Source organism: Bacillus sp. Xin1 (genome assembly GCF_013314535.1).
GTDB lineage: Bacteria > Bacillota > Bacilli > Bacillales > Bacillaceae_G > Bacillus_A.
The window spans coordinates 240,572-264,562 of record NZ_JABUAE010000003.1; the positions used below are offsets into that span (position 1 = coordinate 240,572).

The window sequence follows — 23,991 nt, forward strand, 5'->3', positions numbered from 1 at the left end:
AATGCACAAGAAAGCCACACCCCTAATTTCCAAAGAGTGAGTAGAAGGAAGGAGCGTGATGGCCTGTGCAAATATAGTATACAAGATGCAAATTATTTTGCCAAGTAAAGATGCTTTCTGATTATTAGCTTTACGGAGGATTACTATGATTGAATCCTCCCTCTAACACTTTCGCTACATTTCTATTTCATGTTTATACTTTACCCAATCGCCAGAAGTGATTGGTTTCTGTAACATTTTTTTATTCTGTGCCGTATATACATATGCATGTATTTCTTTATTCTCAAAATAAATTGTTTGTGTAATTCTGTCATACAAATCCGTCTCTGTATTCCCTGTATATTCTTCGAGTTCATCTAATTTCTTTAAAATTTCATCATCTACTTCATACATTTCTCCATATACTTTATCCTCTTTTGTACAAATCATTGCCGGATAACATTCATTTGTATCAAAGAGTTTTCCATAAGTCCATGCTTCTTCAGCTATACTTGTTGCCCCATGTAAATAATGCGCATTTTCCTGTTGTTTTCTTAATGTACCGTAAACAAAAACATAGTACATTTCCCTACCCCCTTCGTACTCTTTATTTTCTCATTTGTAAATAAGCACGAATCATAAAGTAACTCACTTCATCAGGAAGTTGTTCTTTAATAGATTTCAATCCACCTTCTGCATGTTGTACTGCCGATTCAATAAGAGATTCATATTCTGCTGGAACAAAACTTGGCCAGTCTACTTCCATACCTTCCTCATAACAGCGAATTAAATGGTTTTCCACAGTTTGACGTGATAAACCTCGTTCTTTTGCAATCGTACTTAACTCCGTTCCTTGTTTATACATTTCATACGTTTCTATGTGAGAATTTGCTGATGCTTTCCCAGATTTTTTTCGTTCCGTAACAACTTCTGTCTTAACCGTTTCAGCGTAATCAGGGTTTTGTTCAATAAAATGAATGATTGCCTGTAAAAAGTGAGAACCGTACTTCGCAAGTTTATGTTCCCCAATCCCTTTTACTTGTAAAAGTTCCGCATCGCTTTGTGGCATTTTCGTACACATATCTTTTAAAGTTTGATCAGAAAAAATAACAAACGGTGGTACGCCTTCTCCTTGTGCGATTTCTTTCCGCACTTCACGAAGTATTTCAAACAGTGGATGATCTTGTACAATTTGTCTTGTTTCCACTCTTTCTTTACGTAACACATTTTCATTTCCAAGTAATACTTCTTTCCCTTTTGCGGTTACTTTTAAGGTTGGATACGTCCCGTGTTCCACCGCAATTAACTCTTCTGAAATTAAAAACTCTATAAACTCACTTACCTCTTTTACACTACGATTGGATAAAAGGCCGTAAGTTGGTAACGTATGAAAATTAAATTCAATCACTTTTTTATTTTTTGATCCGGTCAACACTTGCGCAATCATTTGTTTTCCAAATCGTTGGTTTGTTCGAATCATACAAGATAATACCATTTGTGATTCTCGCGTAACGTCAACGCTCTCACGTTCATCAATACAATTCCCGCAGCGACCACAATCTTCTTTCGGTTCTTCTCCAAAATACTCTAGAATAAATGATTGTAAACATTGTTCTGTATGACAGTAATCTGTCATATGTTGTAGTTTTTCCAGTTCATTTGAGAAACGTGATTCCCCGGTAGACTGATCAATTAAAAAACGCTGCACTTGTACATCCTGAGAAGAATATAACAAAATACACTCACTATCTAACCCATCACGGCCAGCACGTCCTGCCTCTTGATAATAACTTTCCATATTTTTTGGAAGTTGATAATGAATCACGTACCGTATATTTGACTTATCGATTCCCATACCAAATGCAGATGTCGCTACCATAACACTTACTTCATCACGTAGAAAACGTTCTTGCTGTTCATTGCGATCATGATCATTCATTCCTGCATGATAGCGTGCAACTGAAACTCCTGCTTTATATAAATCTTCATACAATTGATCCACAACTTTTCTTGTCGCTGCATAAATAATTCCAGATTCCTTTTTATTTTGACGAATATAATCTGCTAAATAGGCATTTCGGTCCTGCCCTTTAATCACTGAAAATGATAAGTTTTCCCGTTCAAACGTTGTCATAATTGTATTATCTTGATTAATTTCAAGCGCACGACAAATATCTTCACGCACTTGAGGTGTTGCAGTCGCTGTTAACGCAAGTACAAGTGGTTTTTCTGGAAGGTAGTCTAATATGCGATGTATATGTAAATAACTTGGGCGAAAATCATGTCCCCACTGCGAAATACAGTGTGCTTCATCAATTGCGATCATCGGTATTTTCATATCAATTAATTGATCCACAAATTCCATTGAATCAAGACGCTCTGGCGCCACATATAAGAGCTTATAATGACCTTGTTTCGCCCATTGAATTCGTTGATTGGCTTCTGTAATTGAAATAGAACTATTAATATATGTAGCTGAAATCCCATTTTGTACTAACGTATCTACTTGGTCTTTCATAAGTGAAATAAGCGGCGATATAACTAATGTCGTTCCCTCAAATACTAATGCCGGAATTTGATAACAAATTGATTTACCACCGCCTGTTGGCATAATACAAACGGTATCTTTTCCATCCAATACATTTTTAATTGTCTCATCTTGCCCTCTGCGGAATGACGAGTAACCAAAATAGGACGCTAAAAGTTCTTGTGCTTTTGTAAACAAAAAAAATTCACCTGCTTTTCTTAGTCTTTCATCTACTAGTATTATATCATTACTTAGAAGTCATTGTACTCTCTACTTCTCTCCATACCTTCGCATGCTTACGTATAACCGTTACAAACTCATGCAGGGCTGGAGAAAACCATTTGTTTTTATGATACGCAAGTTGTGTTGCAAACTTTGTTTCATTTGAAATAACAGCGTTTAATCTCTTATCTTTCCACTCTTGCTGGACCGTAATAATTGGTAATAAAGAAATCCCTAATCCACACATTACACATTGTTTTATTGCCTCAATGCTCCAAAATTCAAATGTACTTTCATGTTGGATGCCTTGTTTTTGTAAATAATGTTCAAAAAATGCTCGGTAACTACAATCACGTTCTGTATACAAAAAAGTTTCCTCTTGAGAAAATTGGACATTTTGCGAATCTGTTTGTCTCACAGTGTAATCTTTCGGAAAAACAAACACCATTTGCTCCATAACAAGTTGCTCGATATATAAATCCTCTTCATGGCGCTCGGTGTCTAAGAGGAAAGCAATATCTATATTTCCACTCTTTAAATCATTTCGCAATTCCCTACACGTTGAAGCTTTTAATGTGATTTTTACTTTTGGATACTTCTTTTTATATTCATGAAGAATAGAAGGCAATCGATAAATTGTTAATGATTCTGGAGCACCAATTACAATTTTTCCAGTAATCTCATTATCTGCGCTTGGAATTTGTTTTGCTTTCTCAGACAAAGCAATCATTTCATTTGCATAAGGCAGTAAATGCTTTCCTACATCTGTTAACACCATTTTCTTCCCTAAACGATTGAATAAAGGCTGTCCCATTTCTTGTTCAATCGATTGAATATGCCCTGTTACAGTAGATTGTGCATATCCTAAATAGTCAGCTGCCCGTGTATATCCTCCTAACTCAACAATTGTTTTAAAAGTTTTCAAATGCCGAATCTCCACTTCAATCTCCCCACTTTAACATCATGATTTCCGATTATTAACTTCATATATATCTATTTTACTGATAGATATACTCCCATTACAATAAAACCAACACAATATTTTAACTTTTCAAAAGGAGATGTGTGTAAATATGAGAAAGAAGAAATTAGGGCCAGTACTTCTCAGTGGTTTAATTATTGGTCCCATTTTAGGATCAGGAATTATTTTACTCCCCCCACTTATTTACAAAACAACAGGAGATTATGCCATTATTGCTTGGTTACTTATTATGGGAGTTGGATTTCTTTTTGCTTCCTTGTTTGGTAAGTTAAGCATTCACTTCCCTAGTGAATCTGGAGTTGCACATGCAGTTGATCAAGCTTTTGGACCTTCCATGAAACAATTAACTTCTATTTTCTTTATCATAGCGGCTTGTCTAGGACCTACGGCTGTTCTTATGACAGCCAGTCAATATATAGCAGCTTTGTTTTCAAACTTTAAACTTCCGTTAGAGGGAATTGGTTTTCTTTTAATGAGCCTTTGTGTATTAATTTTATTATTAGATATATCATCTATTGGAAAAATATCATTTGTATTTTCAACAGCTGCAACCGTTCTTTTACTAAGCGGTGGAATGAGTTCTATTCCTCATTTCCGATCAGAACAACTATTTCAAACACCTTTTTCTTTTGGAGATTTTGGATATAGTATTTTATTGCTCTTTTGGGCTTTAGTAGGTTGGGAGATTATCGGGAATTACAGTATGGATGTCAAAAATCGAAAGAAAACAATTCCACAAGCAATTGCGATAAGTACAATTACTGTAACGATTGTTTGTCTTGTCGTAGCAGGCGCCACACAATGGATTGAAATTCCTAGTTCAAATCAAGAAGACTTACGAATAACATCCATATTAGCTACTTTATTTGGGGATTTTGCCGCTTCTCTTATTGCCTTTATTACTACTGTACTTTGCATGAGTACATATTTATTAGTTGTTGGCGGTGTCTCACGTCTTATCGCTTCTGAGGCGAAATATATAAAGAAATTATCTAAACTTTCATATCGTACGAAATCGAATGTACCCAGCTTTTCTTTACTTTTATTAATCAGCATTCATACCGTTGTCTTTATCTGCCTGTATAACAATGTCATTACAGTGGAAAAAATCGTAGCTATTGCAAATGCTTTCTTTATCTGTAATGCCATTTGTGGAATCTTTGCAGCATATAAATTATTAACAGGTCTATTTAACAAAGTTCTTTCCTTAAGTTTAATTGTCTGTTTCCTTATCATTCTCTCTTTCTCTTCCATCTGGATTTTAATAAGTATCGGAATACTAGTTGCTTTCTATTGGGTACAGTACTTCAAAAACAGATCAAATACTTATGAAAAGGAAATTTCAATAAGATAATGAAAGAAATCATTAAAACGATTCATCACACAAATTACACATTCATTTCCATAATATATCCGCATCAAATGAATGGAGGTTTATTTATGAAACGTAACAATAATCTAATTCGTTTTCGTTCTTCAAATAAACAACCCGAAGTTCCTAATTGCGATGATTGGAAATATGAATCTCTTTATAAGTATCGACCTTTATTTTCATACAAAAAGCTTTTTAGCATCTTTTTCAAAGTAAAAAAGCGTTAATATCTTCCATACAAAGTTTCTCAATATATAACTTATGGACTTCATTCATCACAATTGATAACATCTAATTAATCTGTTGGATTAGATCCCCTTCTTACGACCTGCTTTTTACTTGCAGGTCTTTTTTTATTCTATTATCCAATACATAAGTAGTACAAAACACCATAATAAAGAAATTTGATACAAAGCAAACAAATTCACATCACAGTTTTATTTTTTTCTCAATACACAAAATCAATTTCAATTGTTATGATTAAAGTACTCCAGATGGGTTATTCTCATCAACATTATCTAGTTAAAGGGACCTGCCGCGGGAAGTAGGTCTCTTTGACTTTGTTTGAAAGGGTTCTTATATACTTCGAACTAGGCCCCCATTCATTTGGACACATTTACCAGGTTTCTTTCCAAGAAATTCATGTTAAGATTATTTTGTCGATTCCGATATTCTCGACTATACCCTTACGAAGCCCTGTAACTTCCCTTACAGGGCTTCATTTCTTTTATATTCACTTTAAACATCTACTTCAACTAAATTTTCTAAAATGTACTTAAGAATATTCCCCTAAAAATCCTACATAAATCCAACTCTATAACGTTTTGTCCCACTAGTAATCCTTTAGTCATATTTACAGTAATCTTTTACCAGTCACCTTCTCTCTTTACATTTAACATGTATCAAGATATTTTATTAATATCTTTGTTTACATTTGTAGGAGGAAACGTATTGATTAATGCACTAGGTCTCGCTTTTATTCTTTCTAATAAGCCTGAAAAGAAGAAAAAAGTTTATCTTAATGATAGATTTGCACTAATAGACATTATTGAATCTAAAGATGTATATGATTATGAGGGGAATACATTAGTAGAACTAACATGTAAATACAGTATTTATTTGGATGAAAAATACTACTGCAAATCCCTTGATGACTACACCGGACAAGTATTTCCTTTCCTAAGTGAAAAAATTGGAAAAGGTCTTGTTAGAAATTTAAATTATCATTTTTCATATGTTGATGTATATGATAAAAAACCGCCCGTTAAAGAGATTAGAAGTCGTATGGAGGAAGTTATTCATTATAAAGCGAAACTGTAATTAGCGAGGGACTTCAATAGTCCCCCTGTTATTCATAAATATATGAATCATCCTCATCTCGATACGATAATTCTGCTAAAAATTCTTCTAGCGAATCACTGTGTAAAAGCGGCTCCCATGCGCCAGTGCCATGCTCGGCTGTATACACTGGGAATTTTTCATCTTTCACATCCACAAAAAAGGGATCGGCCATTAATTCTTCGTATCCAATAACAAACCAACTATCTTTCCAATCCCCTTCTTCATTTCCTATAAGAGATTCATTGTCTATTCCTCCTACACGGTAGCCGAGTTGCCCTTCTTCAAACTGCTCTCTTAAAAATATATAAACGGGTTGCATTTCGTCTGTGATATCTAAAATTCCCACTTTGTTTGTTTCTAATCGCTCAAGCATACATAATAATGTATCAATTTCATTTTTATAGGGCATATAGTAATCTCCTTATCTATTTTTTATAAGTCTATATTTTTAATTTCTGTATCCGTTTCAACTGCTACCTTCAACCTCTGCAACATATATCCAATTCCCGTGCAACCTTCTAATGGATAAGAAATCATCTCTTCTGGATATAACTTCGTCACGACTTTCTTATGCTTCTTTCCTGCCAGCAAAACAATTTCATCAAATTTTAGTAGTCCTTTATCCACCATCTGCTTTTTTAGTTCGTCTATATGAATAATTTCATCGCTTTTTGAATCAAAAGCAAGATCATAGTTTTCTTGTACAATATCAGTCGGTCGTAAAAAACCATGTTTTGCAGATAAAATAACCCAATGTGTAAAAAATTGAGACGCATACGCCTGACATGCTTTACCGAATGGACTAATGTATACATCTTTCGCCTCAGTCGGTCCTTTCTCGGAGTACTTATCCCAAATTTTCTTTTTTCCACATGGAATAATACATAGTCTTTTCATCGTAACGTTCTTACCTCTTCTCCCTTTCGGTCTCCTATAATCTATTTCATATTTTTTATTATTAATTTCAGTATGTGATACAATAAAATCATAGCAGTTTTCATTCATAGATAAAAACATTAGGTTTTCCTTTTCTCCCCACACCATTTCTATTATCCCTAAATGAAAATATGAAAATAACAGATCTAAATATCTGAAATTGTATGCTTCCTAAATACAAAAAGAACAAGCAGACTATATAGTCTGCTTGTTCTTTTACATCCAAAGTTACTCTTATAGAGCTTGGAACGTTTCTGTTAATACAGGAACGATTTGTTTTTTACGAGATACAACACCTTTTAATGTTGCAGTGTTGTTTTCTAGTGATACATTGTAAGCTTTCTCAACAGCTTGTACTGATTTACCGATCGCAAGACCAACAGAATCGTTAGTTAAGATATCAGTTACAACGAATAAGAATAGGTCTAAACCTTTTTCTTCTACTACTGCAGAGATTACTTTTTCTAATTCCGCTTGGTGTACAAGAACGTCGTTTGTATCAACAGCGTTTACTTGTGCGATTTCAACTTTCGCATCGCCCATTTGGAATTCTTTTGCGTCAAGGGAGATTAATTGCTCCATTGTTTTACCACTTAAATCTGCACCAGCTTTTAACATTTCTAAGCCATAGCTTTCTGCATCAACGCCAGCGATTTCTGCTAATTCACGAGCTGCAGCTACGTCTTGTTCTGTGCAAGTTGGAGATTTAAATAATAAAGAATCTGAGATAATTGCAGATAACATTAAACCTGCAACTTCTTTACGAATTGCAACGCCGTTTTCTTTGTACATTTTGTTTAAGATTGTAGCTGTACAACCAACTGGCTCACAACGGTAGTATAAAGGATCGCTTGTCTCAAAGTTAGCAATACGGTGATGGTCGATAACTTCTAACACACGAACAGATTCGATATCGTTAGCACTTTGTTGACGTTCGTTATGATCAACTAAAATAACGTTTTCCACTTCGTTTGCTACTGTCTCAACAAAACGCGGTCCTTCTACTTTAAAATGATCTAACGCAAATTGAGTTTCACCGCTGATTTCACCTAAACGTACAGGCTCAGCATTCATTCCTAATTCTTTTTTCAGCTCTGCATAAGCAATTGCAGAACAAATTGCATCTGTGTCTGGGTTTTTATGCCCGAAAACTAGTACTTTTTCCATGATTTCCACCTCTTCATGAAAAGGATATCTTAAAGAAGCAAATATGACAATATTTTAAACACATTTTTTATAAATAAAATTAAGTTTCGATTCTATTTACACAAAAAACATCTCACTTCTCCTATATAAGAGGAAAAAAGTTTGAAATATGGAATAAAATCATGAAAAGGAGGTTTTCCATTATGCCTATTATAAAACTTGAAAATGGTGTGGATCTACATTACGAAGATCAAGGAAAAGGTACGCCCATTCTTTTTATTCACGGAGTTTGGATGAGTAGCCGGTTTTTTCATAAACAAATCCCTTATTTTAGTGAAAAGTATCGTGCAATTTCAATTGATTTACGAAGTCACGGGCGCTCTCCTCATATTGAAACTGGGCATACGATTGCAAACTATGCCCAAGATGTACATGATTTTATAGAAAGTTTATCTTTAAAAGATGTTATCTTAGTCGGTTGGTCAATGGGGGCATTTGTTATATGGGAATATATAAAGCAATTCGGAGAGGGAAATATTAAAGCTTCTGTTATTGTAGATGAACTTGCATCGGATTTTAAATGGCCTGATTTTCCCATCGGTGCCTTTGATTTCCCAACACTTATACATTTCATGAGAGAAGTGCAAACAAATCAAACTGAATTTCTAAAGGGATTTATTCCTCTCATGTTTAAAAACCCCCTTTCTACAGAAGATGCAACTTGGATGCTTGAAGAAGTTACAAAAGTTCCAGCATCTATTGCGAGTGCGATTTTATTTGATCAATCTGTTGTGGATTACCGTGAAGACTTAAAGACAATCACCAAGCCAACTTTACTTTGCTTCGGCAGAGAAGAAAAATTAATTCCAGTGGCTGCGGGAGAACATTTGCATGAACATATTCATAATTCAAAGCTTGTTATTTTCGAAAACAGCTGTCATTGTCCATTTCTAGAAGAACCTGATGATTTCAATAATGTGTTACATGCTTTTATTGAATCACTTTCATAGTTGAAATTTCATCTCAATCGTCCAATCACCATCTATTTGTATAGTAAATACATGTACACCATTTTCTTTCACAGCTAATTTTTTGTTATATCGGCATTACCTATTCCAGTGAATATCAGTGGATTTATAAAAAATCCAACACAAAGAGAACAAAGGTAAACATACCTTTGTTCTCTAATTGTAAGTCCTTTTGAATAGAAAGAATTTTCAGAATTAGAACTTTACACTTTGATCAATCGTGACTTTTTCCTTAGCACGATTTCTTTCTATTTCTTTACACTTCTCTTCCCAAAATTCAATGCCTTCAAATCCTGCTTTTCTAGGATCAAACACCGGATCTTTCCCTTCTTTTTTCTGACTTTCATAATCCTTCAACACTTTTAAAGCCGGTTTTGTTAAAAGTAAAATTGCGAGAAGGTTAAGCCAAGCCATACTTCCTATCCCTAAATCACCAAGGTTCCATAAAAAAGAAGCAGATTCGACACTTCCGATATAAACCATAATTAAAAAAACAACCTTTAGTACTGCCTTTAACCAATGCAACTTCATTTTATGATCAAGATAAACGAGTGTAGTTTCTGCAATATAGTAGTAGGCTAATAGCGTTGTAAACGCAAAGAAAAAAATAGCTATCGATATAAACAATGGGCCAAAACCTGGTAATGTAGTTTCAACAGCTTGCTGTGTATAGATAGGACCAGCTTCAACATTCCCCATATTTTGAACAATTGGAGCTTTCCCTTCTGGTATGACATTATACATCCCAGTAATCAAGATCATAAGTGCTGTTGCAGTACAAACTACAATCGTATCAATATAAACAGAAAACGCTTGTACTAACCCTTGTTTAGCTGGATGCGATACTTCAGCTGCTGCAGAGCTATACGTCGCTTCTCCAACACCTGCGACATTGGAAAACACAGCTCTTTTTACTCCCCAAGCAATCGCGGCACCTACAATTCCTCCAAAAGCTTGATCCATCCCGAGTGCACTAGAGAAAATAAGGGCAAACATACTAGGAATTTCAGTAATATTTGCAAATAATACAATACACGTTACGATTACATATCCGATTGCCATAAAAGGTACAAGCGCTTGTGAAACGCCGGCAATTCTTTTAACACCACCAAAAATAATAGCTGCAAGTAATACTACCAATAAAATACCTGTAATATTTTTACCTACACTTGAAGAGTTTTCAAATGCAACCGCAATACTACTTGATTGAATTCCCGGTAATAAAATGCCATATGAAAGAGTAACAACAATCGCAACAAGTATAGCGAACCATTTTAACTTTAGACCTTTTTCAATAAAGTAAGGTGTCCCGCCTCGGTACTCATTTCCCACTTTACTTTTGTATAATTGAGAAAGGGTCGATTCGACAAAAGCGCTCGCTCCTCCTAATAAAGCCATTACCCACATCCAAAAAACAGCTCCTGGCCCTCCAAAGGCAATCGCTGTTGCAACACCGGCAATGTTTCCGATTCCGACACGCCCTGATAAAGCTAAACAAAAAGCTTGAAATGATGATATTCCTGTCTCTGAAGTCTTCCCTTCAAACAATAACTTGATCATTTCTTTAAAATACCTAATTTGCAAAAAACGAGTAACAATCGAAAAAAATACCCCTGCTCCTAACGCGAAAATGACTAGCCCAATACTCCAAACTTGTCCAACTAACCACTCTACTAGTTTCTCCATCCAATCCCCCCTAAATAGTTTCACCACTTCATCATGCAATTCACATACCAACCTATAATAAATCTGTGAATACTTAATTCGGGATAAAGATCATGCATTTATCTGAACAGAATATTTTTACACATCCGTGTAAAAATATTTTTGAAGTGTTATTGCTTTTTTACATAAATATTTAAGCGTTACTTCCTTCATGGTTCAAAAAATCACTATATGAAGTAATTGAAGTGAGTATGCGCATGCTAAAAAGGAGCTGCCGAGATTACTCTCAACAACTCCCTTTTACTATTCATCTGAGTTATTTAAATTCGCTAATGCGATAATACCTTCTTCGTCATCTAACTCAAGCTGTAATCTTACCGCAAATGGATTGACATTGTATTCCCTATCAAGCCATAAGCGAAGTGCTTCAATTAAGTTTGCTTGAATTAAAATTTGTTTGCGACCATTTACTTCTACTTCGGCAGAAAAACCATAGTCATCATCATACATCAGTTCAGCTAATACCTCTTCTGGACCAACTTGACGCTTTTCTGCAATGTATACGCATAATGCATTTATCAGCTCTTGTTCTGAAATTTTTATCGTCTCCATGTTGCTTCTTCCGCCTGTTTCTTACGTTGGTTTTTAAAATATTTAAACGCTCGGATCGCTAACATTACGATACCAGCCATTACTAACATGTTTACCATAAACGCTAATACAGAACCAAGTGCTCCCATGTTTGCAAATAAACTTCCCATTAGTAATCCACCAAGACCACCGAGCAATAAACCTTTCATAAAGCTTCCTTTATTACTCTTTGGTGCTGTGTTTGATGCTTTTGTTTTTGTATCAGGGTTTGTTTTCTGTGCATTCACATTAGAATCTTTCTTATTTAAATCCACTTTTGAATTTTGCCCCGAACTTGGTGTAAATGATTTTTTACCAGATTTATAACTTTTCGCTGCTGCATGATCTACAAATACAAAACTACTAGCTCCTAAAACAACCATGAATGCAGTCATTACTGTAACGAGTTTTTTCAACATATTATATCCATTCTCCTTTTACTATAGATATATGTGAAATCTATCTTTCTCTCAAATAAGAATGATAGATTTGTTTTAAACTTAAATAAAAAGTTCTTATGAACCTATTATATGAACTTTTACTAAAATAAGCAAGCATTATTTAACTTTATTAACGATTTAAATAAACAGGAAAAATAAAGAAAAACGGAATTGACTTTACAAGTAACAAAACATATTATAAGGTCATAAGAACTTTTTTAAATTTTGGAGGTGAAAAGATGGAAACATTTCATCTCACACGAAAAGAAATGGCGACGCTCCTTCTTGCTCTTAGAGGATGGAACACAAAAAAACCTCTCGTTATTTTACAAGAAGCTTGGGCAAAGTCACATAAAAAAGATATTGAGTGTGGCCAAAGTGTTACAGCATTTATTACAACCGCTCTTTCACCTATTTTTGAAAAACTGATTAAAATTGAAGATACAGACATTGGTTTTTCTTTAAATGAGATTGTTGCGCTCGGTAATCAAATTGAAAATACCAGTTTTTCTGTAACAGCTATGCAAAACTGGGTAAAACGAGATATAAAAGAAATGATTGGTTCACCACAAAAAGGAAAAAAATACTCAATTGAACAAGCAGCACTACTATTCATTGTAGAAGATTTAAAAACTGCACTGGACTTTGAATCTATACGTAAGTTATTAAGACTAATTGTAAATGACCCAGCCGATCGTAGTGATGATTTAATCAACCCCGTTCATTTATACGTCGCTTACTCCTCTTTATTTGAAGAGTTAAATCAAGGTGGTTGTTTATTAAACGCAACTGATACCATTCATACAATTGAAAATACTGTAAAAGAAAAAGCGGATAAAATCGCAAGCAAGCTTGATCAAATCAATAATGAACAGCGAGAAGCCATTCGCAATGCGATTATTATCGCAACGCTCTCTGTACATACAGCATATGTACAAATGTTAGCAAAGCGCTATGTATCCGCAACATTATTTTTACAAAACTTAGATGTGAAACCATAAAAAAAGAGTAGCATACAATGCTCCTCTTTTTTATTATACGAAGATATAATCAGCAATCTCAAACCACTATATTTTACAATCAAAAGTTTGAACGAATAATCCGTCTCCCTCTAACCACTCTGCAATAAATACATGTTTATATTCAGTAATCCCCTGTTTTTTTAGTTCGAATTTTATCCATTGTTCATCTCTTCCAATATCATTTAGTTCATCCTGCAATACTTCTCCATCTCTAATAATCGTTACAGGGACATGAACGGACGTTCTTGGAAGATTAAAGTCTTCTTGTGTTGTCTTTTGATAAGCTGACTTTTTCAATATACTAAGTGAACCATTTGCTTCTAAATAACAATATGCAACCTCACGCATTGAAAACGTTTCGGATTGTCGTAATAAACTTTGAAGCTGATTTAAGTTCATACGACTTTTTTTAAGCTGATCGCGATTTACTATCCCATTTCGAATCAACACCGCCGGTTTCCCTTCAAAAAATCTGCGCATTTTTAAAAACTTTTGCCCTAAAATTTCAACCCCAAACAATAAAGCTCCCCATAAACACATGGAATAGATAACATATTGCACTCCGACCTTATCATCATATAGCGCATTTCCTAGTAACTCGCCTAAAACAATTGCCGCAATAAATGTAAATGGTGTAGCTTGATTTATTATTTTTTTACCAAGTACTTTTATAAGGATAAATAAAAAAAAGAATCCAATTACTAATTCAAGTGTTAAATAAGACAGCTTCATCATTAATATCTCCTAACAATTGATGTTAGTACAATTTTCTCCCATTCTTTAAATTTTATTGATTTTACCAAAACAAATACGATATCTCTAAATACGATGGAAAAAAAAGTAATCCTAAATTCTACATAGTATCCTCTTTCCAAGTAAATATTAATGGCAGTTTGATAAAAAGGAGGAAACATTCCATGAAAAAGAAAAAATATTTATTCGCTCTAATGGCTACAGTTTTATCGACAGGATTATTATTTGGTTGTAATAACGGTGTGGATGAACAAGAACCAGACCCAACAGAAGAACCTTCTGAACAAAAACAGCAAGATGAAAGACAAAATGAAAATGAAAATAATACTAACAACAATCAATAATTGATTATCGTAATACCAAGGCTACAGATAAATTTTTTATACATTAAACATAGAATTATCAATATACACCATCTTCTAATCTGAGGATGACATAGGTTAGAGAAATGTATTTGAATTTATCCATAATCGCCATTGCTAGTAAAAAGATTATATCGATTTTTTAAAATCACTTTTCCATTTCTCTATGCGATCATAAAAAAATAGGAGCAATTTTGCCTCTATTTTTTTATGATTAACCCAGATTTCTCCAAGAAATAAGTATGTTCCTTTAACGGCAGGCTAGCTATTTCTCTAATATAATTTGAGCTGTGCATAATATCATATAGGCCATCATCTTTTTTTACAAAAATACCACCTGTATAGGAGCTATAATTTTTCTTTTCAGTGATAACGCCTAATACTGAAACATTTTCCCTATTTATTTTAGCGTTAAGGTTCTTCCCTTCCATCCATTGTAAACTGCTGGATGAGGAGAGATAGAGATGCGCTAAAGCCGCTGCCTCTGTGCCTTTGTTCATTGAGAGTTTTTTTATCTCATTACAAATGGTCTTGTCATTTAACACTAAGAAATCTGTTACAAGTCGTTCTTCTTCCCTCTTATTAAAGAATACTTTTAATTCAGAAGTAACAAATGGAATCTTTTCTTCTTGCATCATCCGGAAAATCTCTTGTAATAACAAATCTTTCCCAACAACAAATGGATGTCCAAATCCTGTATCGTATAGATTTTTCTTCACTTTCACTAAATGCTCAATATACGGAATTCCTTCTTCTTCCATAACTAATCGATCATCCACAAAGCGCAGCGTCAATATAAGGTTATCAATTGAGATTGGTTCCAGCTGCAATGATGAATAATATAAATCCCGGTTCCAATAATCTAGTTGATCAATGCCAAGCCATGAATACATTATTTCTTCAATAAATTGAAATTCCCCTTCTCCTTTTAGCACCTTCACAACATCTTCTAACAAGTTTGGAATTCTGTTTAAGATGCCACGAATTTGTTCATCTTCTTCAATAATCTTTATTGTCCACTCACCATGATCTTCTCCAGAAATTTTTTGAAAACAGTGTGAAAAAGGTCCATGTCCAATATCGTGTAACAGTGCAGCAACAGTTGCCACCTTTGTATCGTGCTCAGAAATTCTAATATCTCCAATAGAAGTAAGATGGCTTATTACCTTATTCATTAATTCATATACGCCTAAAGAATGTCCGAATCTTGTATGTACAGCACTAGGATGTAGGAAATAAGTATTTCCTTGTTGTTTAATTGACGATAATCTCCGAAAAGCATTTGTATTTATTAAATCTGAAATTTCTGTATCTTGAATATGGATTGCTTTATAAATAGGGTCTGTAAATTTCATATAAACCTCCCAAAGATAAAGTGAAACTTTAATCAATGGGGTGGTTCTTCATCCCCACTGATTATTGGTTGAACGAATCGGGCTTTTACTGCCCGCAAATAGCAGGATAAATTCAATTATATATTACATGAATTTTCCGTCATTTAAACAAGGGGGCATTCTATGTAAATCACACTATTTAAACATTACTTATAGATTGAAAGATAATAAAATAGACATCTCTAAGAAATAAGCAACAGGATAAGCAACATTTAGCGCTCCGCATCGTACATTACATTAAAAGGAGTGATACACATATGCCCTGGCAACAAAAAGTACAATATTTAATTGGTCGACCCGTTGGTGTTTCTCTCGTAAACGGTCAAGGGACATCTGGAGTTTTATGCGGTGTACACGGTGGACATATTTATTTGTATGAGTACTTATATCAAGCACAATTCGCAATGAAACATTATGATTTTAGGCAAATCCAAGATATACACCCCTTCCCAAATTGCCCGCCTCAAAATCCCCTGTTTTTCGTATTCCCTTTTATTTTTTCACATCCGCCCACTTCAAGCTAGTCGCAGGTCCGAATTGATGTACATATAAATCTTTTACGTGTGGTTTTTGTAAATAAGATAATCCGCGCTGAAACACCGGTGCAATTACCGCATCATCCAGAAGCATTTTTTCTGCATCTTGCATTGCTTTCCAACGTGCTTTTTCATCATTTCCTAACTCCGTCTTTATCTTCTTAATTAATGCATCATATTCTGGATTTGCATAGCCTGTGTTATTGACACCACTTTCCGAAATAAAGACTTCTAAATACGTCATTGGATCTGGATAATCAGGTAACCAACGTGATAATGACATTTCATATTCTTTCTTTTTCTCTAATGCTAGTTTTTGAGAATGTGGCTGTAGTTTTACATTCACCGTTAGTCCTGGTAAATTCTTTTCTAATTGCTCTTTAATATATTCTCCTACTTTTTTAAAGTTTTCTAAATCATAGTTAAGCATTTCTAACGTAACTTCATTCGTTCCTGTTTCTTGCTTTGCTTTTTCCCAATATTCCTTTGCTTGTTTTACATTCGTTTTATTAAATTCTGTCGTTGTTTCCCTAAAATCTTTTTTATCTGGCCCTTTCAAAAAGCCATTTGGAACGTAATAGTTGGCAGGTACTGATCCATCATTTAAAAATGAAGTCGCTAATCCTTTTTTATCAAAAACCATACTTAGCGCAAGGCGAGCATTTTTATTTTTTAAAATCGGCACGTTTTCATTAAAACGGAAGAAATACATGACAGGATCTGTATATTGCTTCAACTCTCTATCATTTTTATATTTATCAACAAATTCTGTTGAAATAACAGCACGATCGATTTTATCTGTTTGATATAGATTTACTACCGTCGAAATTTCTTTAACAATCTGGTAGTTTATTTCATCTAATTTCACTTCTTTTTTATCCCAATATTGATTATTTTTCTTCATCGTAAAACTTGCTTCGTGCTTCCATTCTGATAATGTAAATGGACCATTATATATGGTTGTAGTTGCTTCTAAACCATATTTATCGCCTTGCCCCTTTGCATACTTTGGATTAATTGGATAAAAAGATGGTAAACAAAGCAGTTTTGTAAAGTATGGCACAGGATGCTCTAACTCTACAGTAAAAGTTTGTTCATCTTTCGCTTTTACTCCTAATTCGTCCAGCCCCATCTGCTTCTTGTTTATTTTTTCCGCATTTTTCACGTCATACATAATATATGCATATTCAGACCCTGTTTCTGGATTAATAAGTTGTCTCCAAGCAAATTCAAAATCGTGAGCTGTTACAGGATCACCGTTAGACCATTTCGCATCACGCAAATGAAATGTATATGTTTTCCCATCTTTACTCACCTCATACTTTTCCGCAATCCCAGGAATGACCTCATCATTTTTTGAAAGTCTAAATAATCCCTCCATTACATTATTTAATACGTTAAATGAAACAGCGTCTGTTACTTTTAAGGAATTCAATGATGGAATTTCCCCTGTCTCTGTTAACTGCAATATTTTCTTCTCTTCTTTTGGTTTTGTAGTCGTTTTTTCTTTTCCACAACCAGCTAAAAACGAAGAAAGTAGTAACGTACTAACTAATGAAAAACGAACAATCTTGTTCATTCAAAAACCTCCTTATATTATTGTTCTATTACTCTCTCTTATTAAGGTAAATAACGGCGCGCACCTGCATATTCTTCAATGTATCCAGGTGTGTTCACAGGAATAATTTCAACCGTCTTCGCTGCGTTTGGAGAGTGGATCATTTTCCCATCGCCAATATACATACCTACGTGATGGACACTTCCTTTACCTTGGTTGTAAGCAAAGAATAGTAAGTCACCTTTTTGTAAGTGTTCTTTTTCAACAGCAACCCCCGCTTTTGATTGTGGACCGGAGTCACGTGGAATTGTAATACCATGAGATTTGTAAATTGTATGTGTAAAACCAGAACAGTCAAAGCCGAAACCACTTGTTCCAGCCCATATATATGGCAATCCTAAAAACAATTCCCCAGTATTCACTAAATCATCGCCTGTTGGAAGGGGAATATCATTTTGCGATTTATATAATTTTCCGTCATTTTTCCGTAACCATGCTTTTTGTCCGTTTGGTAACAATACTCGATACGATATATGATCTTCACTTATTAATGGTAAACGTGTGTTATAACTAACCTCTAAAGATTTATATTTATCAGATGGATTAATGTATAAAATAGCTGTCGGCTTTGTAATAAGAACAAATGGTTGTTCCTTTTTCTCTGCAAACTCTTGATTATAAGTTAGTTGTTTTATTGGGACCCATCCTGGATAACCATCCTCATTTCTTGGCGTTGGCTGACCATGAACTACTACTTTTGCCCACTCACCTTGCCGATCAATGATTGTTACTTCCTGCCCTAACAAAGCTTGTGTTTCTAATTTATTAGTACTTGTTAGCCAAAGTTTTTCATCGAGAGTCATCGACTTCGTCCATTTCCATAAATCAACAGGATTCGTCGCACTTGGCTCATCAATTGAACGAAGCAAATTGGGCCCAGTCCATAACGTTGCAGCTGCTACATCGACATATGCTTCATTACTTTTTACTTCTTCAGCATTTACAACAGAAAAAGATGAAAATACTAACAAACTACTAAAAAGCCCAGTAATGAGTTTCCTCATAAACACATCCCCTTTATTCATATTTTTCCTGCTCAAACAGGTTATAGCTTGTAAGACAACAACTAAAGCTTTATTTTATATTCACTGCATGATGCAGGTTTACCTTTGGTCCGTTATATGTGATTCCGCCTGGCTCTTCCATTAACCATAAAGGAGCATCAAGATCGAAGTAATGAATGTTCGGATGAGCTGCAGCTACATGTGCAATTGCTGCCACCGAAAGAGATGGTTCCATCATGCTACCAACCATACATTTCACGCCAGCAGCCCCAGCAATATCAGCAATCTTCCACGCTTCTCGTATCCCGCCGCATTTCATTAATTTAATATTTAATAGATCAGCGTACTGTCCTTGAACAAGTTTTAAAGCATCCTGTGCCGAAAAAACACTTTCATCAGCCATAATTGGTGTTTGCACATGATCTTTTACATATTTCATTCCTTCCCAATCTTTCGCGTGAACAGGTTGCTCTACGAATTCTATATTTAAATTTCTATTTTCCATTTCTCGAATAATCGATACAGCTTCTTTTGGACTCCATCCTTGATTTGCATCTAGTCGTAAAGTTACATCCTTCGGCACAACATTTCTAATCGCTTCAATGCGTTCTAAATCCAATTCTGCTGATTTACCAACTTTAATTTTTAATGTGTTAAATCCTTTTTCTACATGACTTTTTGCTTCTTTCGCCATTAATATAGGTTCATCAACACTTACTGTAATATCCGTTTGAATCTCTTTCTGTCCACCTAGTAACGCATATAGTGGGATATTATGAAACTGGCAATATATATCATATAAAGCCATATCAACTGCTGCCTTTGCGCTCGTATTTCCTACACAGCTCATTTGAATCTGTAACAACAATGTTTGAAATTGCTGCAATTCTTTCCCAATTAATACAGAACGGATCGGCCCTAAAATAGCTTCTTCCATTCCACTCGCAAAATCTCCTGTAATAACTGGTGTCGCAGTTCCAGCGCCTTTTCCTATAATCCCTTCATCTGTATGAATAAAAACATCGATACTTTCAATTTCGGTTACAGTGCGCAACGCTGTTTTAAACGGTGTATGGAGTTTGATATAACGGCGTTTTACTATTAGATCTATGATTTTCATTTCATTCATCCCTTTCTGTCCAATAAAAAAATCCAGCCATAAGAAACGAATCTTATGGCTGGATTTTGCCTATGAATGTGTAGACAAAGCAGCAATTTGATTATATTTTTTTTGTGCATCTTTTAAAGCTACAAGCAATGCTTTTTGAGATGATCCGAAATACCGAGTTCTAATCTCTTCTACTAATTGTGGCTCATTTATATTTCTATGTAAAAATAAATGTTTTACAAACTGACTCGTTAATGAAATGGTTGCTGAACAATCCGCATCCACAATCTTTCCTGTATCTTTTTCAACAACAAATGCAACGAAATAACTCTTAAATTTTTCTGTAATCGGATTGTTTTGAGGTGCTTTTGCGTCCCCTACGATATAAATCGTATTAGAAGCGTACACATAAATCTTCCTTTCTTATACGAGGATAACGGTTTTCTTAACAGTCGAATAAGCTGATGACTCATCGTTAATCAAGAAATGTATCCGCTTACTGAATATTATATATAATTAACAGAATTTTAACAATATTTATTTTAGTAAATATTGTACAATTAGACTTCCAATCTCTGAAAATATATAATTTGTATGATTTACACATTCAACATTTGAACTTAGGACAGCTACATATACCGTCTTGTTATTTATGTTCAGCCTTGCAGCATCATGTGTAACAGTTCGCAGTTCTCCCGTTTTGTTCGCTGTTAAAAGTCCTTTCAGCTCCTCTAACTTCCCACATAATTTATAAGTAAATTGTTGATTTTGAAGCGGGTTATAAAATTGTTCTTCATTCTCATAACGCTTTAGTAGAGACACAATATCTTCAGCTGTTGTAAAATTATCCTTTCCCGGTTCTTTAGGTGGTTGCATCATATATCGTTGTAGTTTCGTTCCATTTAACTGCAGTGAATCAATATGTTCTTGAATACGATTCATTTTCAACTTATTTATAAGCCAATTTGTCGCAGTGTTATCAGAAACTGTAATCATCAATGTAATAAGATCTTGTATCGTTACATTTGGTGTATGTAATGAAGCAACAATACCGCTTCCGCCAGTCTTTTCAAGAGATGAAACAGGAATTACTTCATATGGATTTAAAATTCCATCCTTCATCGTTTCTATCGTACACGAAAGAATAGGTAACTTAATAAGACTAGCTGATGGATGTACCAAATGTTCATTGTACCGATACATCATTTCTCCTTGTATCATGACACTTACATTTCCATTTATACTTTTAATTCTTTTTTCTGTTTCATATATAAAATCTGCTTTTTTCATATTCACCTCTCCTTTTGAAAATTATAGCATCAATAAAGTGAAGCTTTAATCAGTGGGGGTTTTCCTCATCCCCCACTGATTATTAGTTGAACCAATCGGGCCGTTACGGGCAGTTTATCTCCCACCTAACTTCTTTGCTCCCGCCGAATTTTGAGGTGGGAGTATTACTGCCCGTTAGTGCGGGATAACTATTCGCAGTTATTGATCCCTTTAAAAAGCACTTGACTCAGTGGCATTTTTCTTCTCCTAACCAACTACTTTGTAAAAAAAGGCGTGTTTCCTAAAAAGAATTAATAAAAAACTGCACCCCAACTGTAGACAGTGTCTAACAATTCGGGTGCAGTGCAGTTCACATTATTTACTGCTTTTTACATTCTTACTTAGGTAGTACAAATATAGTTTCATTCGGCTTAGAGAATTGATACTCCTTTCTTGCATACTTTAAAATTTCTTCTTCATTATCTGTCAAATTATTAACTTCGCTTTTTAAATAACGTGAATCTTTTTCTAAAGAAATTAATTGCTTTTGCTGATTTTTAATTGTATCTCGCTTTTCTACAATTATTTCTTGTTGCTTATTAAGAATATATTGGACATAAAAAGTGGCGGAAAAAATAAAAATAAAAACGAGAATAAACCGGCGTAATTTTTTCTTATTTATAACTCGATATTCATTAGACTGTATTTGCTGTTGTGGCGTATTAGGAACATTTACTTTCTTGAGTCTCCTCATTTTTCAAATCCCCCTAACTCATTTTATTTCACTACCACAGGCATATTTTCTTACTTTCCTAAATTCTCTTCTCGTAAAATAAGCTCCTCCATAAAAAAATCTCATAAATTAACCAATTAGAGATAGCTTTCGACGACATCTCTATATTTCAGATGAAAATTTTATTTTTTGTGCTATAAATTAGTGTTTTATGTTTTTAAGCTAAGCAAAAAGATCTCACAAACACATTCGCTTTTTCACTGAATAATTTATTAGGGATTCCTTTTATTAAGGAGGTAAACAAATGAAATACCGTGCATTAGGAAAAACCGGTTTAACTGTTTCTGAAATTGGATTTGGAGCATGGGCAATTGGCGGTGATGAATGGGGTCCTGTAAATGACAAACATTCTATCTCTGCCATGAAAAAAGCAGTTGAATACGGAGTGAATTTTATTGATACCGCTGATGTATATGGTTTAGGGCATAGCGAAAAATTAGTGGCACAAGCAATAAAAGAACATCGAAATGATATCGTTCTTTCCACAAAGGGAGGATTAATTGGTCATCACTATGATCCTAATGGAGAACCTGTCTACGATACAGCAGAAAGGGTAATTGCATTATTTGAAACGAGTTTACTCCGCCTTCAAACAGATTACATTGATGTTTATTTTTGTCATATTTGGTGGGATAAAAAAGAAGAAACCGAAGCCTTCCTTCGCGCATTTGAAATTTTAAAACGAAATGGAAAAGTAAGAGCAGTTGGTGTTTCTACGCATGACTTACAATATATTAAAAACTTTAATAAAGACGGGAAAATTGATGTTGTACAACTTGACTACAGCATACTAAACCGAGAACCTGAAAATGATATTTTACCTTACTTACAAGAGAAAAACTTAGGAGCCGTTATTCGGGGGCCATTAAAAATGGGGATATTGACTGGAAAGTTTACAGAACAAACCACATTTCCTGATGGTGATTTACGACAAGATTGGCCAAAAGAAACATGGTTTCAAGATGATTTACGAAAGGTTGAGAAATTGAGATCACTTTCAAACTCTAAACGAACTTTAGGGCAACTGGCCCTTCGTTATGTACTATCGCATCCTGCTGTATCTGTTGCTATTCCCGGAGCAAAAACAGCTAATCAAGCAGCCGAAAATGCAGCTGCTTCTATACGCCCTCTTCTATTAGAAGAAGAATTGGCATATATACAAGGCTTCTAAAAAAAGATTGGTAGCAATGCAATGCTACCAATCTTTTTTGTTACTCTATTATTCTCATATTATATATGTATTTTCTATTTCGATTTTCTTTATACAAGGTGTAATAGATGCTGATGCCCTTTCTCTAATGCGATATCATATGCTGTTTTACCATCATCTTTCTTAATACTTTTATCCGCTCCATTTTCAATAAGTAATGCTACTATTTTTTCATCGCCTAATAAAGCTGCTTCATGGAGCCCTGTCCAACCACCGCTTTGTATAGCATTAACATCTGCCCCTTGCTCGATTAAAAATGTAGCTAGTTCAATTTTTTTGTTTGCAATCGCTGCTTGAAGAGGTGTATTTTCATTTTGATTCTTCGCTTTCACATGTAAATGAGCACCCTTTTTCAGAAGGAAATTTGCAATTTCTCTATAACCAAAATAAGCTGCTAAATGAAGAGGTGTCCAGCCATCCTCACTATAAGAATGCACAAGATCTTGATCCTCATTTATTAATCCCATTACCTTCTCCTCTTCTCCATTTATTACTGCATTTGTAATTGCTACAATTGAATCCATTGTTACCCCCCTTTTACATAGACTCATTTTATTTTCTGGCTATAAGATAATTCTATTAAACATGGAAAATTCCTTTTTAATCTATTTCAATTTACATAATAATATTATAAGTATTTCTTCATTTTCATTA

The 23,991-nt window shown here is 34.4% G+C and carries 25 protein-coding genes; 7 read left to right on the forward strand and 18 right to left on the reverse strand.

Annotated features, from left to right (window positions below; genetic code table 11):
- Positions 1 to 174 precede the first annotated feature (174 nt).
- From HRG09_RS06490 to HRG09_RS06500, 3 genes are read right to left on the reverse strand one after another with little or no spacing between them, the layout of a single operon-like run.
- Positions 175 to 564 (reverse strand): gamma-glutamylcyclotransferase family protein, encoded by a 390-nt coding sequence (locus HRG09_RS06490; protein WP_174099944.1) that lies wholly within the window; start codon positions 562 to 564, stop codon positions 175 to 177.
- A gap of 22 nt (positions 565 to 586) precedes the next feature.
- A complete protein-coding gene (gene recQ / locus HRG09_RS06495) occupies positions 587 to 2,704 on the reverse strand; it encodes a DNA helicase RecQ (protein WP_174099945.1) in 2,118 nt (705 codons plus the stop codon).
- Between the two features lie 49 nt (positions 2,705 to 2,753).
- Positions 2,754 to 3,668 (reverse strand): LysR family transcriptional regulator, encoded by a 915-nt coding sequence (locus tag HRG09_RS06500; RefSeq protein ID WP_174099946.1) that lies wholly within the window; start codon positions 3,666 to 3,668, stop codon positions 2,754 to 2,756.
- A gap of 133 nt (positions 3,669 to 3,801) precedes the next feature.
- Here HRG09_RS06500 and HRG09_RS06505 point away from each other — a divergent pair, with 133 nt between their 5' ends.
- The gene (locus HRG09_RS06505; protein ID WP_174099947.1) at positions 3,802 to 5,064 is read left to right on the forward strand and encodes an APC family permease; all 1,263 of its coding nucleotides are present in this window, start codon (positions 3,802 to 3,804) and stop codon (positions 5,062 to 5,064) included.
- Between the two features lie 969 nt (positions 5,065 to 6,033).
- Positions 6,034 to 6,402 carry a cytoplasmic protein gene (locus HRG09_RS06510; RefSeq protein WP_174099948.1) on the forward strand — a complete coding sequence of 123 codons (369 nt, stop codon included), beginning with the start codon at positions 6,034 to 6,036 and terminating at the stop codon, positions 6,400 to 6,402.
- 28 nt (positions 6,403 to 6,430) lie between these two features.
- Here HRG09_RS06510 and HRG09_RS06515 read toward each other — a convergent pair whose 3' ends face one another.
- The 3 genes from HRG09_RS06515 to ppaC form a co-directional block, all read right to left on the reverse strand.
- A complete protein-coding gene (locus HRG09_RS06515; RefSeq protein ID WP_174099949.1) occupies positions 6,431 to 6,832 on the reverse strand; it encodes a hypothetical protein in 402 nt (133 codons plus the stop codon).
- Between the two features lie 23 nt (positions 6,833 to 6,855).
- Positions 6,856 to 7,320, reverse strand: coding sequence for a DUF6884 domain-containing protein (locus HRG09_RS06520; protein ID WP_174099985.1), 465 nt, complete (start codon positions 7,318 to 7,320; stop codon positions 6,856 to 6,858).
- A gap of 273 nt (positions 7,321 to 7,593) precedes the next feature.
- Positions 7,594 to 8,526 carry a manganese-dependent inorganic pyrophosphatase gene (gene ppaC / locus HRG09_RS06525; protein WP_174099950.1) on the reverse strand — a complete coding sequence of 311 codons (933 nt, stop codon included), beginning with the start codon at positions 8,524 to 8,526 and terminating at the stop codon, positions 7,594 to 7,596.
- Positions 8,527 to 8,708: 182 nt separating this feature from the next.
- Here ppaC and HRG09_RS06530 point away from each other — a divergent pair, with 182 nt between their 5' ends.
- Positions 8,709 to 9,515, forward strand: a complete 807-nt coding sequence (locus HRG09_RS06530; RefSeq protein ID WP_174099951.1) for an alpha/beta fold hydrolase — start codon at positions 8,709 to 8,711, stop codon at positions 9,513 to 9,515.
- A 213-nt stretch (positions 9,516 to 9,728) separates the two neighbouring features.
- Here the strand turns inward: HRG09_RS06530 and HRG09_RS06535 are convergent, their stop codons facing one another.
- From HRG09_RS06535 to HRG09_RS06545, 3 genes are all read right to left on the reverse strand, one after another.
- Complete coding sequence (locus tag HRG09_RS06535) at positions 9,729 to 11,219, reverse strand: alanine/glycine:cation symporter family protein (protein WP_174099952.1); 1,491 nt, start codon at positions 11,217 to 11,219, stop codon at positions 9,729 to 9,731.
- Positions 11,220 to 11,501: 282 nt separating this feature from the next.
- Complete coding sequence (locus HRG09_RS06540; RefSeq protein WP_174099953.1) at positions 11,502 to 11,810, reverse strand: YxcD family protein; 309 nt, start codon at positions 11,808 to 11,810, stop codon at positions 11,502 to 11,504.
- Entirely contained in the window at positions 11,798 to 12,247 is a 450-nt protein-coding gene (locus HRG09_RS06545) for a hypothetical protein (RefSeq protein WP_174099954.1), read from the reverse strand. The genes HRG09_RS06540 and HRG09_RS06545 overlap by 13 nt, the downstream gene beginning before the upstream one ends.
- A gap of 260 nt (positions 12,248 to 12,507) precedes the next feature.
- Here HRG09_RS06545 and HRG09_RS06550 point away from each other — a divergent pair, with 260 nt between their 5' ends.
- A complete protein-coding gene (locus HRG09_RS06550; RefSeq protein ID WP_174099955.1) occupies positions 12,508 to 13,269 on the forward strand; it encodes a DUF1836 domain-containing protein in 762 nt (253 codons plus the stop codon).
- A gap of 66 nt (positions 13,270 to 13,335) precedes the next feature.
- On the opposite strand, the gene HRG09_RS06555 is transcribed toward HRG09_RS06550, so the two are convergent.
- Complete coding sequence (locus HRG09_RS06555) at positions 13,336 to 14,022, reverse strand: DUF421 domain-containing protein (protein ID WP_174099956.1); 687 nt, start codon at positions 14,020 to 14,022, stop codon at positions 13,336 to 13,338.
- A 185-nt stretch (positions 14,023 to 14,207) separates the two neighbouring features.
- Here HRG09_RS06555 and HRG09_RS06560 point away from each other — a divergent pair, with 185 nt between their 5' ends.
- Positions 14,208 to 14,387, forward strand: a complete 180-nt coding sequence (locus tag HRG09_RS06560) for a hypothetical protein (RefSeq protein WP_174099957.1) — start codon at positions 14,208 to 14,210, stop codon at positions 14,385 to 14,387.
- Between the two features lie 218 nt (positions 14,388 to 14,605).
- Here the strand turns inward: HRG09_RS06560 and HRG09_RS06565 are convergent, their stop codons facing one another.
- Positions 14,606 to 15,760 (reverse strand): HD domain-containing protein, encoded by a 1,155-nt coding sequence (locus HRG09_RS06565; protein WP_174099958.1) that lies wholly within the window; start codon positions 15,758 to 15,760, stop codon positions 14,606 to 14,608.
- Between the two features lie 296 nt (positions 15,761 to 16,056).
- Between HRG09_RS06565 and HRG09_RS06570 the strand changes: the two genes are divergently transcribed.
- The gene (locus HRG09_RS06570; protein WP_174099959.1) at positions 16,057 to 16,323 is read left to right on the forward strand and encodes a hypothetical protein; all 267 of its coding nucleotides are present in this window, start codon (positions 16,057 to 16,059) and stop codon (positions 16,321 to 16,323) included.
- On the opposite strand, the gene HRG09_RS06575 is transcribed toward HRG09_RS06570, so the two are convergent.
- The 6 genes from HRG09_RS06575 to HRG09_RS06600 all read right to left on the reverse strand — a co-directional run bounded on the left by HRG09_RS06575 (position 16,292) and on the right by HRG09_RS06600 (position 22,088).
- On the reverse strand, positions 16,292 to 17,914 hold the full coding sequence (locus tag HRG09_RS06575; protein WP_174099960.1) for a peptide ABC transporter substrate-binding protein: 1,623 nt from the start codon (positions 17,912 to 17,914) through the stop codon (positions 16,292 to 16,294). The genes HRG09_RS06570 and HRG09_RS06575 overlap by 32 nt on opposite strands.
- A 41-nt stretch (positions 17,915 to 17,955) precedes the next feature.
- Complete coding sequence (locus tag HRG09_RS06580; protein WP_174099961.1) at positions 17,956 to 18,957, reverse strand: C40 family peptidase; 1,002 nt, start codon at positions 18,955 to 18,957, stop codon at positions 17,956 to 17,958.
- Positions 18,958 to 19,027: 70 nt separating this feature from the next.
- Entirely contained in the window at positions 19,028 to 20,077 is a 1,050-nt protein-coding gene (locus tag HRG09_RS06585; RefSeq protein WP_174099962.1) for a dipeptide epimerase, read from the reverse strand.
- 69 nt (positions 20,078 to 20,146) lie between these two features.
- Positions 20,147 to 20,473, reverse strand: coding sequence for a DUF3870 domain-containing protein (locus tag HRG09_RS06590; protein ID WP_174099963.1), 327 nt, complete (start codon positions 20,471 to 20,473; stop codon positions 20,147 to 20,149).
- Positions 20,474 to 20,602: 129 nt separating this feature from the next.
- The gene (locus tag HRG09_RS06595) at positions 20,603 to 21,355 is read right to left on the reverse strand and encodes a serine hydrolase (RefSeq protein WP_174099964.1); all 753 of its coding nucleotides are present in this window, start codon (positions 21,353 to 21,355) and stop codon (positions 20,603 to 20,605) included.
- 376 nt (positions 21,356 to 21,731) lie between these two features.
- Entirely contained in the window at positions 21,732 to 22,088 is a 357-nt protein-coding gene (locus tag HRG09_RS06600; RefSeq protein ID WP_174099965.1) for an FtsB family cell division protein, read from the reverse strand.
- 283 nt (positions 22,089 to 22,371) lie between these two features.
- Between HRG09_RS06600 and HRG09_RS06605 the strand changes: the two genes are divergently transcribed.
- The gene (locus tag HRG09_RS06605) at positions 22,372 to 23,298 is read left to right on the forward strand and encodes an aldo/keto reductase (protein WP_174099966.1); all 927 of its coding nucleotides are present in this window, start codon (positions 22,372 to 22,374) and stop codon (positions 23,296 to 23,298) included.
- Between the two features lie 89 nt (positions 23,299 to 23,387).
- Here HRG09_RS06605 and HRG09_RS06610 read toward each other — a convergent pair whose 3' ends face one another.
- A complete protein-coding gene (locus HRG09_RS06610) occupies positions 23,388 to 23,861 on the reverse strand; it encodes an ankyrin repeat domain-containing protein (protein WP_174099967.1) in 474 nt (157 codons plus the stop codon).
- Between the last annotated feature and the right edge of the window lie 130 nt (positions 23,862 to 23,991).